9 protein-coding genes are annotated in these 16,694 nt (G+C 52.2%); all 9 read right to left on the reverse strand.

Annotation, left to right across the window (positions count from 1 at the left end):
* Positions 1-110: 110 nt before the first annotated feature.
* The 9 genes from F7P81_RS04970 to F7P81_RS05010 all read right to left on the reverse strand — a co-directional run bounded on the left by F7P81_RS04970 (position 111) and on the right by F7P81_RS05010 (position 16,443).
* On the reverse strand, positions 111-4,880 hold the full coding sequence (locus F7P81_RS04970; protein WP_374828042.1) for a translocation/assembly module TamB domain-containing protein: 4,770 nt from the start codon (positions 4,878-4,880) through the stop codon (positions 111-113).
* Positions 4,877-6,772: an autotransporter assembly complex protein TamA gene (locus F7P81_RS04975; protein ID WP_151158750.1), complete on the reverse strand. Its 1,896-nt coding sequence runs from the start codon at positions 6,770-6,772 to the stop codon at positions 4,877-4,879. The genes F7P81_RS04970 and F7P81_RS04975 overlap by 4 nt, the downstream gene beginning before the upstream one ends.
* 560 nt (positions 6,773-7,332) lie before the next feature.
* Entirely contained in the window at positions 7,333-7,851 is a 519-nt protein-coding gene (locus F7P81_RS04980; protein WP_151158751.1) for an SH3 domain-containing protein, read from the reverse strand.
* Between the two features lie 213 nt (positions 7,852-8,064).
* Positions 8,065-8,418 (reverse strand): cytochrome o ubiquinol oxidase subunit IV, encoded by a 354-nt coding sequence (gene cyoD / locus F7P81_RS04985; RefSeq protein ID WP_151158752.1) that lies wholly within the window; start codon positions 8,416-8,418, stop codon positions 8,065-8,067.
* Positions 8,415-9,041, reverse strand: a complete 627-nt coding sequence (gene cyoC, locus F7P81_RS04990; protein ID WP_022710230.1) for a cytochrome o ubiquinol oxidase subunit III — start codon at positions 9,039-9,041, stop codon at positions 8,415-8,417. The genes cyoD and cyoC overlap by 4 nt, the downstream gene beginning before the upstream one ends.
* Complete coding sequence (gene cyoB, locus F7P81_RS04995) at positions 9,038-11,023, reverse strand: cytochrome o ubiquinol oxidase subunit I (protein ID WP_022710231.1); 1,986 nt, start codon at positions 11,021-11,023, stop codon at positions 9,038-9,040. The genes cyoC and cyoB overlap by 4 nt, the downstream gene beginning before the upstream one ends.
* A gap of 76 nt (positions 11,024-11,099) precedes the next feature.
* Positions 11,100-12,044 carry a ubiquinol oxidase subunit II gene (gene cyoA / locus F7P81_RS05000; RefSeq protein WP_022710232.1) on the reverse strand — a complete coding sequence of 315 codons (945 nt, stop codon included), beginning with the start codon at positions 12,042-12,044 and terminating at the stop codon, positions 11,100-11,102.
* Between the two features lie 929 nt (positions 12,045-12,973).
* Entirely contained in the window at positions 12,974-13,192 is a 219-nt protein-coding gene (locus F7P81_RS05005; protein ID WP_022710234.1) for a hypothetical protein, read from the reverse strand.
* 281 nt (positions 13,193-13,473) lie between these two features.
* The gene (locus F7P81_RS05010; RefSeq protein ID WP_246176031.1) at positions 13,474-16,443 is read right to left on the reverse strand and encodes a DNA translocase FtsK; all 2,970 of its coding nucleotides are present in this window, start codon (positions 16,441-16,443) and stop codon (positions 13,474-13,476) included.
* Positions 16,444-16,694: the final 251 nt, after the last annotated feature.

A 16,694-nucleotide genomic window follows, 5' to 3' on the forward strand; every position in this document is an offset into this window, starting at 1 on the left:
TTCATTTACCATAAACAATCGCCACACATTAAAAATGCAGTAAAAAGCAAAAAACCGGCACAAATTTGTACCGGTTTTTCAATTCGATCAGTATCCGCATCTCTGCCGGATCAGTAATCTTTTTCGTAGAATACGCCCAGACCGGAATCACCATTCGTACCGACAGAGCCTTTGGCTTTGAGATCCCGCGTAATATCCAGATTGATCGTGCCTTTGGTGCCATTGGAACCGCTGGCTTCCACACCGAGATAAATATTATCGCGGATATAGCTGCCTGCGCGAACCGCTGCATTGCCCTTGCTGTCGGTGACAACATCAAGATCATCCAGCCCTACGCCCTGACGCAATGCACCCAGCAGATTGGCGTTTTTACCACCCGCCAGTTCAGCGGCAGCAGCGGCAAGCTGTGCAATTTGGAAAGGAGACAGTTCCGAGATTGAGCGTTTGAAGATCAAACGCGCCAGAACTTCATCCTGCGGCAATTCCGGCTCCGAGGAGAATTTGATATCCGGATTATCCACTGTGCCCTGCACCGTCACAAGCACGATGATATCGCCGCCGTCACTGCGGGCAACGAAATAGAGCTGCGGGTTCATATCCCCGATCAGGGTCACTCGACCTTCATCAAAGGTTACACGCTGGGTCAGAATATCCAGACGGCCGCGCAGCAGTTCAAAACCACCGACCGGACGCACATTGGTTACAGGGCCTGTCAGACGGACAGCACCGCCCAGTTCCGTATCCAGACCGCGACCACGCACGAAAATCTGGTTCGGTGCAATCACGCGCACATCCAGTTGCGGCACGGTCGGACGGGATGTCGGCACCGGTGCTGAACCCTTGGCACGGGTTTCCACCTTGGCACGTTGCAACGTCATCAGCACTGATGCCGGTGTATTGACGTGGCGCACATCAATATTGGCACCGCCGCCGCCAAAACTTTCCGGCACGGTAATTTCCGCGCGTTCAATCTCGATCTTACCGGCAATCAGCGGATCGCGCATCAACGGGCCGGTAATGGTCAGACCGCCATTAATGGTCGCAACCACCATGGAACCATCCGCATAACGTGCCTTATCGAAGTTGATACGCAAATCAGCAGGGAAATTCTGCGCGGCATTGATCGAAACCGTACCATCCGCATTAATTGAACCACCGGTAGACAAAGCTGCGCTTGCATTGCGCAAACGGATTGTCTGGCCTTCCATGCTGCCATTGATGGTAATATTATTGAGGCGGATGTTGGTTTCCGGATCAACCATCTGCGCGCCGCTTGTCGAGAACATGCCGCGAATTTGCGGATTGTCGAAACCGCCGCTGACATTGGCGGTCAAAGCCAGTGTACCGGTTGCCTGTGCGCCACGATCCGACAGAAAACGATTGGCAAGCGCCAGCGGAATCTGCCCTGTCACATCAATACCCAAACCGCTGCCAGCCAAAGGCACGCGTCCCTGCGCGGTCACGCTGAGATTTTGCGGCCCGTCAACAGACAGCGAGCTGATATTGACGGTCTTATCACCATAGCGACCGGCAGCTTTCAGATTCAAAGGCGCAAGCCCGTTTTCGGCCAGCGGCTTGGCACTCAGCGCGCGTCCGTTCAGATTGAACTCGGCGGCAGGATTTGTCAGAGCTCCGGTGACTTTTGCAGTGCCGGTAATATTACCGCCCAGATTCTGATCCTTCACCACGCCATTGAGCAGAGCCAGCGGCAGATTGGCCAGTTCAACATTCACATCCAGCGCACCGGCAGATTTATCCGTGCCCAGCGGCACAAAACCATTCACACGGGTATCAAGACCGTTACCGCCGGTAATCCGGCTGTCGACTTTCAGACGGTTCTGACCCGACGTACCTTTAGCTGTCGCATTCAATGCGCCGATACCCAGTTCACGCGTCTGACGGGCAATCACATCACGCGCATTAATGTCAAAACTGACATCAGGCTGGTTACGCGAACCGGTAACCTTGGCCTGACCATTGATTAGACCGCCAAGCCCCAAATCCGGCTGAATGCTGTTTGCCACGTTCAGCGGCAGATTATCGAGTTTCACATCCAGATTGAAATGATCAGCCAAAGCACCATTAAGGCTCAGACGTCCTTCCCCCACCTGCATGATGATATTGTTAAAGGTAACATCGCTGCCTTTCAGCGCCAGAGATGCCGGTTGCGCCAGTCTGGTCAGCATTGTGCCCTGACGCAGTTCAGCACTGCTAAGCGACAGCAACAAACCACCGTCCTGCGGCTCCAATGCGCCGTTGACTTTAACTTTGGTACCGATTTTCAGATCAGTCGCAGCCTGAAAAACCGTTTTGCTGCCTTCAGACTGAGCCGTTGCATCAACCGTATTGATTTCAAATGTACCGGCGCGGATGGACTGTGCTTTCACAGTGCCGTCCACAACAGGAACATTAAACAGGTCGGCAAGCGTCGCATTAATATCCGCCTGCCCGATCACATTGCCTTCAACATTCAAATTACGGATATCTGCTTTGACTGCCGCATTCTGGCGGTCATTTTCATAAGACAGATCAATATCCGCATTGATGCTACCGGTTGCTTTGGCAAGGAAAAGAGCGGCAGCGGTTGAAACATCCGGCGCATCCACCTTCAGGCGACCGGCGAGCAGGTTTTTGTCCGCAATATTCAGATCACCGCTGACACGCGTGCCGCCAGCAACAAAACTCAGATCACTCAGGCGTTTGCCTTGCTCATCCAGCGCAATTTTACCGGCAAGATCGAGTTTTTCACCGCTTAAGAAGCCACTGCCGCTGAAACCACCGCTCAAAGACGGGGCAAGCTTCGGATCAGAACCGTCCAGCACAGCATTGAAGTCGAGCAGACCATCATTCAGTTTGCGCCCTTCCAGCGAACCGGAAGGCACAGATGCGCGGGCAGCCAGAGCAATCCGGTTTTCTGTTCCGCGTGCACTGGCTTTCAGCGACAATGGTCCCGTTGCCTTGTCGGACAGATCGGCAATGTCACCAATCTCAACGCCCAGATCGAAATCGGCATCTTTGCTGGAGAATGAGCCATTGGCAGTGATTGCATTTGCATCATTACCAATACGGAAACCACGGGCGGAAAAACCGTTTTCAGAACGCGCCAGACCACCGCTCAAAGTGGAGCGGCCATTGATAATACGGTCAGCAATATCCTCACCGGTTTTGATATTCTCTGCTGTGCCATCCAGCGTCAGGTCAAACCCGCCAGTGAGAAGCGCAACAGTACCGGTTGCTTTCAGATCAAGACTGCCGGCAAGCGAACGGTCTGCCAGTGCCGAGAACGGCATGAGGCTGTTTGCCTGTAAAACAATGTCACCGGTATAAATGAATTTATCGATTGCACCCTTTAAGGCAGCGCTCAGACCGTTACCGGTGAGCTGCAGTTTTTCAAGCTGCACAGGAGAACCGGCACGCCATTGCCCCGATACGGCCAGATCAAAACGATCCCCCAGCGCCTGCGCAACCTCAGGCTGCCTGGCATTAATTCCCGTTACATTCCCTATAATATTGAAACCGACATGGCGGTTTTGTGCGTCCTGCAGATTTTCTGCTGCGCCGCCCATATCCAGCACAGTCTGCTGTGCGGAGAAATCACCGGCCTGCAGACCTTCAACCAGCAGCTTGCCTGTCCAGTCTGCGGATTGGCGGTCGCCGTAATCCAGTGTCAGACGCGCAGACGCCAGAGAGGTCTGGCCGCCGCTGACCGGCAGAAGCACACGGCCTTTTTCCCGATCTGCAATCAGCGCATCAAGGGTCAGACGTGTCAGAAAGCCGTCATTGGCGGTTTCGGCCTTGGCCTGTACCTGCAGAGCGGCATTGGAAAGGTTGAAATTATCCAGACGGAAACCACCGCCATCCTTGATAAAACCATTGGCTGCAAGGCTTGAGGTTGCGCCAAAGAAATCACGGAATTTTTCCGGAATGAGTGCAGCAATCGGACCTTTGACATCCGCATTAAACACGCGGCCGGTAACAGTGCCGTCCGCATTGCGGTTCAGGGTCAGAAGTCCGGTCAGAATGCGCTGGCTGTCCGCATCAAGCGTCAGGTCAACTTTCAGATCATCAAGCTTGCCTGCGCCGGTCAGAGCCAGCTCAACAGGCGGTTTGCCTGCAATATTCAGAAGATTGGCGGCAATACCATTGGCAGGCTCGGAAAGACGCATATCCAGATCAAGCTTCTGATCGGCATTGGCGTAATTGGCTTTCAGCTTCATTGTGCCGCCCGGACCATCCAGACGCTGCATGTTAAACAGCGACTCCAGCGATCCGTCCTGAAGGGTCAGATTGCCTTTCAGCGCCACTTCCGATGCCAGACCAAAGACCGGCTGGCCGAATTTCAGGCGTTCAATATTCAGCTCACCCAGCAAAACCGCCAGCGGCAGTTCCGGCAAAGCGAAGCCACCGGCTTCCGGTGACGGCAGTCCCTCATCCGGCAAAGGTGTGCGGATAAACTCAACTTCCTTGGCCGAGAGTGTATCCACGCTCAGACGGCCGCGCAGAAGCGCCAGACGACTCCAGACAAGCTGGGCATCTTTAATGCGCAGCCAGATACCTTCGCGGTCAGCAACTGTGATAGCGCCGACTTTTGCCTCAGACGACAAAACGCCTTCAATACCGGTAATGCTGATCTTGCGGTTCGGCCCCGACAGTTTTTCTTCAACAAAAGACAGGAAGTAGGACTTCTCCTCTTCGGCTTCCTGCGTGGAAACAGAAGTGTCAGCCTGTGCGGTCTGCGTACCTGAACCCGCAGGATTGCTCTGGCCGGTGGCAGGCGTCGTTACGCTGTCCGCTCCCTGAGGCAGCAGCGATGCCCCGATATAAATACCGAGCGGCAGAATGATAAAGAAAGTGGCTACGAAAGCGAGAAAACGGTTCAAAACGCCTGTCCTATGCCGACATAGAATGCAAAACTTGAGTCACCTGCCTTGCGGTTAAGCGGCACGGCAACATCGAAACGGATCGGTCCGAGACTGGTATCATAACGCAAGCCCGCACCTGCCCCCAAACGCAGATTCTCCGCAAAATCAGGGTAGGATTCCTCCCCGACATATCCTCCGTCTACAAACCCGACCACACCGATACTATCGGTAACTTTTGTGCGAACCTCGCCGGACATTTCCATCAGCGAACGTCCGCCGATCACCACATCCCCCGGCTTATTCACCCCGATGCTGCGATAAGCATAACCACGGACAGAACCGCCGCCACCGGCAAAGAAGACTTTATCCGGCGGCAGATCGCTCATATCGGCACCGACAATCGATCCGACTTTAACACGACCGGCCAGCACAACGCGTTTATCTTCACCAAAGCCGTAATAGCCACGGCCTTCTGCGGTAAATTTGGTCGAGAAACTGCCGTTTTTGAGCTCGTAGAACGGCTCAACCACGCCCTCGGCATAATAACCGGAAGTAGCATTGGTCTTGTTATCGCGCTTATCCAGCAGAATACCGCCCAGCATCCCCACGGTGAAGAACTGGCGTTTGCCGTAATAATCATCATCAAACTGCGCACGAGACACATTGGCAAACAAACGTCCGCTCAGATCTTCATTGAAGATATGCGTAAAACCTGCCTGTCCGCCGACCGATGTCTCGGTATAATTATCCAGAACCTCACGCTTACCGGTCAGAGACGAAACGAAATCCGTATCCGGTGTGAACACGCCCGGTTTGGTGAAGGATGTGCCCAGCACATAGGTAAAGTTCTTCGGATCATAGGAATTATCCTGCGAACCGCCGATACCGCTGACCTTGGCATCAAAGCGCAGACGTTCCGCCTTGCCGAACAGATTACGATGCATCCAGAAGGCTTCCACCCCTGCACCGTCCAGCGTGGAATAACTCGCACCAAGACCGAAGCGGCGTGGTTTACGCTCCTGCACGATGAGATCCATCGGCAGAATACCGTCGCGGTTGATTTCCTGTGCTTCCTGAATCGATGTCGAGCGGAAAACATCCAGCCGTGCCAAACGGCGGCGTGCACGCTCAATATCATCCGGATCATATTCCTGACCCGGTTTCAGATCTGTCATATAGGCAACGAATTCCGGATCCATGCGGGCTGTGCCCTGCACTTTGACAGGACCGTAATGGGCAACACGTCCCGGTTCCAGCGTGATATCCGCATTCAGCACATTGCCTTCATGATCGGCAACAATATCCTCACGCGTAACTTTCGCCTTGGCATAACCCTGCTGACGCCATGCCTCAACAGCAAGACGCTCTGCCTTCAGGATTGTACCGGATTTGGCAATTTCGCCGCTTTTGAAACCGGCCTTTTCAGGCGACTGCACCTGATCGCGGCGGCCATCTGTCGGCGGTGCAAGTTCATTAATGCTGGCGCGGGCAAACAGGAATTGCGGGCCTGGATCAACATTGATGACAATTTTAGATGTATCCGGCAATTGTGTATCCGGCGGCAGGTTTGCAGCTTCGCGACCATCAACCAGAATACTGATGGTGCCGCCATAACGACCTTCACCATAAAGTGCCATCAGAATACGGCGGTAATCACCACGTGCTTTGGCCAGCAGTCCGCCGGAGCCGGAAGCCGCTTTTTCTTCATCAGCCACAAGCCGTGAAGCGCCTTTAACCAGATCTTCCACATCGGCTGCCGTACCGTCTTTATTGGTGCGGGTGCCGCCGGAAGTGACTTCAACGCTGTAGCGTTTCGGTTCGGCAATGACATCATCGGCTTCTTCAGCCTTGTCTTTACCCCAAAGTTTAATGCCAAAGAGCTCAAAAGCATGCGCAGGCGATGCCGCCATAACCGGCAGCAGCGCAGTGAACAGCAGGAGGGTGCTGACTTTACGGATTGGAGCTCTCCTTAATTTATTACCTGCATATCATCCCATTCAACGGGGTCAATACGCATATTCCTCGGCATAGCCCGCTCCACCCATCGCGCGATGCCTAACAATCAAACTAGCGGAGAGTATAATCCAAAAGCTTACACTGCTTTTTTAAAATTTATGCTTAACAAAATATTAATTTGTATTTTCCTTTACCTAAAGAAAAACTTAATTTGTGGCTTTCAATCAAATATGAATTTTGAATATTTAATCTTAAGAAAGAAACAAAAACGACAATCACAGAGGCATAAAGCCGTAAAACATTGAAAATATTTGTCTTTTAAAAATACAGCCGTACAGGGCAATTTAAAACCGACATGAAAGATTGTTCCGGAAAGCATTTGTCATACGGATTGCAACACGTTCCAAGAAAATGCGCATTGGTTAAAATACAGCCACCTCCTTTAAAGAGTCCTGCCACGGAACCACGTTTTCCATAACAGGGAATCGCCTTGCAGAATCTGCCTTATCAGATCCTATCTGCGCCATCCTCCGCGCGGGAAGTGCACGGGCCCCACACCCCATCGGGGGTTCCAGCCCTGCCGGCCAAAAGGACGAGGATTATAGCGTGGCCCATAAGGCCGGTAGCCCGGACGATACCAAGGCCGGTAATAAGGCGGATGCCAGCCCGTGTAATAAGGTTGATAATACGGAGCATAAAACGGATCATCATAAAAACCTGATCCGATATTCAGCCCGAAAGTGACTTGCGGCTGCGTATTATAGACCGGTGCTGCATTATAGCCCTGATAGGATTGGGATAAATAACGGCCACTTATCCAACCTATCCCCCAGCTGCTTCTGATCTGACACCAGCTGCCGCGGCAGTTCTCAATATGCACCGCCGCACCGCGCGGCAAAGCTGCAATCCGCGTATAGTTTGTGCCCGGCCCCTGCCGTAAATTGACAGTACCCGAAACAGTAGCGACCTGCGCCTGCACAATGCCGGTTCCTACCAGCAGCATTAGCCCTGAAATTATTGAAATAATCTTCATCGAAATCACCAAATTAAAATTGAAGAAATTTAAATGAATGCAAGTTTTAAATGACGCGCTTTGAGAAGATCAAAATTATGAAAGAATAAGGACTGTAATTTGAGACAGGTTACCCATGCATCTCAATATAAAATGCATAAAAAAACGGCGCTGCCAAAGCAGCGCCGTTCATTGTTATTCCCGTGAGTGAGATAAGCTCACCCATATTGCACCTTATGGCAGCGCGCGCGCGGCCTCAGGGCTGACTTCCATCATATTGATGGCCAGATGGTTCATAATCCACAGCGAGCCGATCAGAACAATCGCCAAAATCAGCACGGTGAAGAGCAGAGCCAGCAATGTCCAGCCGCCCTCGGATTTGCAATCCATGTGCAGGAAGTAAACCAGATGAACAATCATCTGCACCGCGCCGAAAACCATAATAATGGCAACGGTTGTGGTGGTGTCAAAATACTGTCCCATCACCACGCCGAAAGGAACGGCTGTGAGGATGACGGCCAGAATGAAACCGATAATATAATTCTTGGTTTCGCTGGCTGATGCTTCAGTTTTATGCGCGGAACTCATGCCTGAACTCCCATCAGATAAACAATCGAGAATACACCGATCCAGACAACATCAAGGAAGTGCCAGAACAGGCTGAGGCACATCAGACGGGTCTGGTTGGCTTCTGTCAGACCGGAACGCAGAACCTGCGCGACCAGAACCAGAATCCAGATCAGACCGAACAGAATGTGCAGACCGTGCGTACCGACCAATACGAAGAAGGCGGACAGGAATGCAGAACGGCCAGGACCGGCACCGATTTCGATCAGGTGATGGAATTCATAGATTTCCATCGCCAGAAAGGCTGCGCCGAGCAGGAATGTCACGGCAATCCAGCCAAGCATGGCGGATTGTTTTTTACGTGACATCGCGATCATCGCGAAGCCATAGGTCAGGCTGGAGAACAGCAGCAGAGCGGTTTCCACAGCAATGAAGTTCAGATCGAACAGTTCCCAGCCGGTCGGTCCTCCCGCGTATGAACGCGAGAGAACTGCAAAGGTGGCAAACAGACCCGAGAAGATGACACAGTCACTCATCAGGTAGATCCAGAAGCCGATCAGTGTCGTGCCGCGGGAATCGTGGTGCTCGTGATCGTCGTCATGCCCGTGGGCGTGATCGTTAGCGTGCGTTACAGCGGCACTCATGGCTTAACTCCCAAAGACTGCAGCTTGAGCGTATGCTCATCTTCGATGCGCTGCACTTCTTCCGCAGTGACATAGTAGTCGCGGTTATTGTTGAAGGAATGGATGATGCTGATCGCGATGATGGCCAGAGTAGCGGCAATTGCCAGCCACCAGATATGCCATACACCGGCAAAACCAAGCGCGATACAAACCATACCGATGATGAAACCGGTGCCGGTATTACGCGGCATATGGATTGGCTTGAACTTGTCGGTTTTACGCTTCACGCCACGCTTCTTCATATCCCAGTAAGCATCAACATCCTGAACACGCGGTGTTTCAGAGAAGTTGTAGAACGGAGCAGGAGAAGCCACAGACCATTCCAGCGTACGGCCGTTTTCCCACGGATCACCGGTGTGGTCACGCAGTGCTTCGCGGTTGCGGATGGACACCAGAACCTGAATGATCTGACAGGCAATACCAACCAGAATGATTGCAGCACCGATAGCGGCAATAATCAGGTAAATCTGCCATGCCGGATTTTCAGTGTGGTTGATACGGCGGGTCATACCCATGAAGCCCAGAATATAGAGCGGCATGAAGGCAAGAATGAAACCGGTCAGCCAGCACCAGAATGCGCGTTTGCCCCAGGTTTCATCGAGACGGAAACCGAATGCTTTCGGGAACCAGTAGATGAAGCCGGCAAAACAACCGAACAGCACGCCGGAGATAATCACGTTATGGAAGTGCGCGATCAGGAATACGGAATTGTGCAGTACAAAGTCCGCAGGCGGAATTGCAAGCATAACGCCGGTCATACCACCGACCACAAAGGTACACATGAAGCCGACAGTCCACAGAACCGGCGTTTCCATACGCACGCGGCCTTTATACATCGTGAACAGCCAGTTGAAGATTTTCGCCCCTGTCGGGATCGAAATAATCATTGTCGCCACGCCGAAGAAGGCGTTAACGGAGGCACCGCCACCCATTGTAAAGAAGTGGTGAGCCCAGACGAGGAAGGCCAGAACGGTAATGGCAACGGTCGCATAAACCATTGAAGTATAACCGAACAGACGCTTGGCAGAGAAAGTCGCGATAACTTCCGAGAACACACCAAAGCAAGGCAGAACCAGAATATAAACTTCCGGATGACCCCAAATCCAGATGAGGTTGATATACATCATCGGATTGCCGCCGAAATCATTGGTGAAGAAATGCATACCAAGATAACGGTCAAGCTGCAGGAGCGACAGGGTTACGGTCAGGATCGGGAAAGCTGCAACGATCAGAATGTTCGAGCAGAGGGCAGTCCATGTGAAAACCGGAACCTGCATCATTGTCATGCCGGGAGCGCGCATTTTGATGATGGTTGCGATAAGGTTCACACCGGAGAGCAGCGTACCCATACCGGAAATCTGCAAAGCCCAGAGGTAATAGTCAACACCGACACCGGGGCTGTATTCCAGTCCGGACAGCGGCGGATAAGCCAGCCAGCCTGTACGGGCGAATTCACCGACGCCGAGCGAGATGTTTACCAGAATAGCACCAGCAACAGTCAGCCAGAAGCTCAGGGAGTTCAGGTAAGGGAACGCAACGTCGCGGGCACCGATCTGCAACGGAACTGCAAAGTTCATCAGACCAACGATAAACGGCATCGCCACGAAGAAGATCATGATCACGCCGTGGGCAGTGAAGATCTGGTCATAGTGGTGCGGAGGCAGGAAGCCTTCATTGGCGCCGGAGGCCATAGCCTGCTGGGCGCGCATCATCACGGCATCGGAGAAGCCGCGGAACAGCATCACCAGCGCCAGAATGATATACATGATACCAACGCGCTTATGATCGACAGTTGTCAGCCAGTCACGCCACAATACGCCCCATTTACCGAAATAGGTAATGGCTGCGAACAGAGACAAACCGCCGAGTACAACGGCACTTAAAGTGACCACAAGTATCGGTTCGTGAAGCGGAATATCCGCCAGGGTAAGTTTTCCGAACATTTCTCTACACTTTTAATGGCAAAACCATTGGCCATAATCTGCCAATGGTCTGCCTGCCTAAAGTCACGAAATCCCGTCAGTTAGACGCAGGTTCCGCAGGCGATTCTTTTTTCACAGAGGATGTGATGAATGGTGAAAGCTTCTGTACGCTGCCGCCGCCATGGCTGACACACGGGGTCTTGCCATCCACACAACGACCGATAACAGCACTGAACAAACCAGGCTCAGTTGAGGCATAATGTGTAACCGGATGCTTCTCTGTCGGCTGATCCAGCTCGATATAACCGGCACGGTTCAGTGCTTTGTCAGAGGTGCGGACTTCGGAAACCCATTTTTCAAAGTCGGCTTCGTTTTTCACATGGGTTGTGAAACGCATCTGCGCAAAACCGTCACCGCTATAGTTCGCGGAGATACCTTCATAAGCACCGATTTCATTACCGATAAGGTGCAGCTTGGTCTGCATGCCAGGCATTGCATAAACCTGACCGCCCAGAGCCGGAATGAAGAAGGAGTTCATCGTGTGACCGGAGGTGATACGGAAGTTCAGCGGACGATCAACCGGTACGACCAATTCATTCACCGAAGCAATCCCCTGCTCCGGATAGATGAACAGCCATTTCCAGTTCATAGCCACAACTTCAACCTGAACCGGCTTTGCCGCATGTTCCAGCGGGCGGTACGGATCCAGCTCATGGGTCTTAATCCAGGTCACATAACCAAGAATGAGAATGACGATGCACGGAATAATCCAGACAGCGGCTTCAATCTTGTTTGAGTGATGCCAGTCCGGCAGATATTCATTATCTTTGTTGGCGCGATATTTATTCGCGAAATACAAGGTCGCGATAATGACCGGCACAACAATCAGCGACATGATGACTGTCGCGAAAACAATCAGGTCGCGTTCTTTAATGCCGACTTCGCCTTTAGGAAACAGCACAACCTGCTGACACCCTGCCAGTATAGCCGTCAGCATCAGAACCGCACCGATACCTGCCGACCGGAATAATCTGTGTTTCATTTAATTTTTCCGTCTTGAATGCGCCCGGGACAGGCCACATATCAACATTCACCAAGATATTTCAGGCTCATGAATAAGCTCAAAAACATCTTAACTGCTTTGAAATGCTGTATTATTTCTTATCTGACATTGTTTCAGACTAAGAAGAACATACAGTAGTTTCGGTAAATTCTGAAATTCATAAACAAAAAAGCGCCGTATTTCAACACCGGCGCCTATACGCACATATTTCAGAAAACCCGGCCGGAGCAATTTCATCTCTCAAAAAAGATAAAAGCTGCTCCCATCAGACCGGAATATCGAATGTCTGAAGCCACAATTGACGGGCATATCAGACCGATTCACTCCGGCATCCAGAACTTTTGCGGTTTCTATAAGCAGGAAAGCATCTAACAGCAAGATGAATCTCGGTCACGTTTCCGCGTCCGGAGCAAAAACTATCCGGCAGGCATAAGACGGCACATGAAACAGGGAAATCAGGAAACAGCTGCAAAGGTCCAAAGCATTTCACAGTCAGGCGGGCTCAGCTTGACGCCCTGAACTTAGTCAAGTCGGGTCAACTTGACGGCAGTGATAATGCGACCAAATAAAGAATCTAGAGCATGCCGCAGAAAAACGGGCACCGGTTTTCCGATAACGACATGCGTAAAACAAGGAGACAGAGCGAGCGATATGATGCAAACCGGACGTCAATCGCTTCAGGCAAAGAAGCTTTAGAAAATGAAAAAGGCCGGGATGTCCCGACCTTCCATGAAACGCCTCAACCAATGCCAGTACATCCGTGGTCAATAGTCAGGCGAATTTCTTAAACTTTATTTATGTATAGGCCCCGATTATTTCAAGAGCATGACAGATTTACGTTATCTTTGTGTCATCTATCTTGCTTTTGCATCCTGCTGCTCCGGCATAAGCACAGCCTGACAGCCGGATTATGCTACGGCGCGATCCTGATACAGTTCCTGTTCTCTTTCCTCTTCCTGCGCAATATAGGCATAAACCTCATCCATACATTGCTGCAGCATATCGAGATCAACAGGCCCCATGCGGCTGAGATAAATATCCATCTCGGAAGCAGGCACACCACGCTTAATCATTTCGACAATCGCCTGTACGACTATGGTTTTCTGATCAAATCTGTAGCGCTGCATACCCCACCTCACGCATCTCAGGGTTCTCCTCCCCTTTATGCACCCATATGGTTAATATGACGTGAAGATGGCACATTTAACAACAGCAAATAACTGTCATTTTTTAACAAGATCTCCGCAAAATGATATTTCTGCGCAATAAAAACGATCTGCATTACATTATAAAATTATAACTTACATATATCTAATAGCTTAAAAACAAAAACTGCCCGCCGGTATATTTTCCGGCAGGCAGTATTCATATTTCTATTTGCTGAAAGACAGCAGATCAGTTTAACGGATTACATACCGTCATTCTGGCCGATGATCTCGCGCTTACCGACATGATTGGCAGCGCCGACAAGACCTTCCTGCTCCATACGCTCCACCAGAGATGCGGCACGGTTGTAACCGATCGACAGGCGGCGCTGGATATAGGATGTCGAGCATTTCTTATCCCGCAGCACCACTTTGACAGCCTTTTCGTAAAGATCATCGCCGTCATCGGATGCCATATCGCTCTTGTCAAAGACCGCACTGTCATCTTCAACCGCTTCCGTGTCTTCTTCATCAGCAGTCACGGTTGCCAGATAATCAGGACGTCCCTGTTCTTTCAGGTGATTGACGACCTTTTCGACTTCCTCATCCGATACGAAAGGACCATGGACGCGGACGATGCGGCCGCCACCGGCCATATGCAACATATCGCCCTGACCAAGCAGTTGCTCAGCACCCTGCTCACCAAGAATGGTACGGCTGTCGATCTTCGACGTGACCTGGAAGGAAATACGGGTCGGGAAGTTCGCCTTGATCGTACCGGTGATCACATCAACAGAAGGTCGCTGTGTCGCCATGATCAGGTGAATACCGGCCGCACGCGCCATCTGCGCCAGACGCTGGATCGCACCTTCGATTTCCTTACCAGCAACCATCATCAGATCGGCCATTTCATCGACAATAACGACGATGTAAGGCATTGGCGTCAGATCCATTTCCTGTTCTTCATACAGGATTTCACCGGTAGCCTTGTCAAAACCGGCCTGAACGGTACAGGTAACAGTCTCACCTTTTTCACGCGCTGCGGCTGCACGGGCATTATAGCCGTCAATATTACGCACACCGAGACGCGACATCTTGCGGTAACGCTCTTCCATTTCGCGCACGGTCCATTTCAGCGCCACGACGGCCTTTTTCGGATCGGTTACGACAGGAGTGAGCAGATGCGGAATACCGTCATAGATCGACAGTTCCAGCATTTTCGGATCGATCATGATCAGGCGGCATTCTTCCGGCTTCAGACGGTAGAGCAACGACAGGATCATGGTGTTGATTGCCACCGACTTACCGGAACCGGTCGTACCGGCAACCAGCAGATGCGGCATCTTTGCAAGCTCAGCAATTACCGGCTCACCGCCGATGGTTTTGCCAAGGCAGAGCGCCAAACGGCAATTGGTGCGCTCGAAAGCAGGCGATTCAATCAGCTCACGGAAATACACGGTTTCGCGGATCGAATTCGGCAATTCAATACCGATCACATTACGGCCCGGCACCACTGCAACACGGGCAGAGAGTGCCGACATGGAACGGGCAATATCATCAGCCAGACCAATTACGCGGGAGGATTTAACACCCGGTGCCGGTTCAAATTCATAGAGGGTGACAACCGGACCCGGACGCACATGGATAATTTCACCACGCACACCGAAATCTTCCAGAATGCTTTCCAGCAAACCAGCGCTGCGTTCCAGCATTTCCTGCGAAATAATCGCACCGTCTTTATAAACAGGCTCCTGCAACAAAGCACGAGGCGGATATTCATAACCTTCACCGGACATTACAGTTCCGGTTTCAATCGCGGTCGGCGAGAAAATCGACAAGTTGATCGAGGCCGACGGATTGCGCGGCGCAGGAGCGGCAGCGAATGTTACCGGTGCAACAGTTGGTGCGACAGGTGTTTCTTCCTGTTCTGCCACAGCTTCCTGCACCAGATCACAATCTTCCACCACAGTTTCAGCAACTGCTTCAGCAACTATTTCAGCTGGCATTTCTGCAAGCGGCTCGGCAGCAACGGCCACAGCTTCTTCTGCTACCGGTACGGACACTGCATTCAGCGGCGGCTGCATATTCAATGCCTGTGTGGCAATTGAATAGACCGGCATCTGATAACCGGACAGGCCAAAACTAAAGGATGGCAGGAACGGATTGCTGACAGTCTGTGCAGGCTCCGCCGCAACAGCAACAGTTTCTGCAAGCTCAGCCACGGCTTCCGCAACCGGTGCCGGTGTTTCAGCTTCCATCTCAACTGCGGTTTCCACAACAGTTTCCGCTACGGTTTCAGCAATCTGTGCTTCTTCATGCGCCGGCCGCCATTCAACGGTGCGGAACATGCTCAGAATTGATTTTTCTTCCGCAACGGGTGCTGTTTTAGCGACAGGCATCACGGCCACAGGTGCCAATACAGGTGCAGGCATTTCTGCCGGTTCTGTCACTGTCTCAACAACAGCTTCCGCAGCAGGGGCAATTTCCGGCAATCCGGCAAATTCCCAGAAGGCAAAATCAGACAAATGGCTTAGCTGCAAACCGCCCTGCTCTGTCTCAGCAACCGGAGCAACAGGTTCAGCAAGCACAGGCTGCTGCGGCTCAGGCAGATGCGAAACCACAGCATTGACCACTTCGGCTTCCGGCACGATTGAGACCACCGGCGTCGGCACGGTACCGGCCAGAGGTGTCGCAGCTTCAACATGCGGTGCAACCGGAACAACCGGCAGGCGCAAACGCGCAGCAACAATCATGCTTGAAGGCCCGCGCAAAACCGGCGCAGTACGAACAGGCTGGGCAGTCACAGGAGCGGCGGCGGCAGTCTGCATGACAGGCGTTACGACCGCTTCTTTCTGCACAGGGGCAGATGGCTGCACTTCTTCTTCCGCACCGAATTCTTCAATCAGCTTGGCGCGCAAACGCTGCAATTCATTTTCAGGTGTGCGGGTAAAACGCACATTCTCGGCCAAAGCAAAAGCATTTTTCCAGACCTTTTCGCCGGAGCCGAATTGCTCACGTACAGACAAGCCCTGATAGGCCACATGCGGATTAGGCACGGTCATTGTCGGATTGGCCGGTTTCGGATGTACCGGAGCAGATACGGCCTGCGGCGCGGCAGGCACAGTTGCTGCAACAGGTTCCTGCGCAGCAGGCTGCGCGACAGCAGTCTGTTCTTCTGCCTTTGCGGATCTGTCCTGATCCATCCAATGCTTAACCGCAAAATTGTTGCTCATCTGCTTACTCCTAAGCGGGTATGACGGGGTAACGGGCACAGGGGCGGCAGTCGATGCTGCCGGTGTGACTTCTGTCACAACCGCCGGAGCATAGCTGAGAGGGGCAACGGAGATTATTTCTGCCACCTCTGATTCTGTAACGACATGTTCCGCTTGCGGCTGTGATACGGGTGCAGGAGCGCCAGAAGCAGATTGTTCCGGCCTCTGTATTTCCTGCGGCTGGGATACCGGTTCACGCATGTCAGCGGAAA

This window comes from Pseudochrobactrum saccharolyticum (assembly GCF_008801715.1).
GTDB lineage: Bacteria > Pseudomonadota > Alphaproteobacteria > Rhizobiales > Rhizobiaceae > Pseudochrobactrum > Pseudochrobactrum saccharolyticum.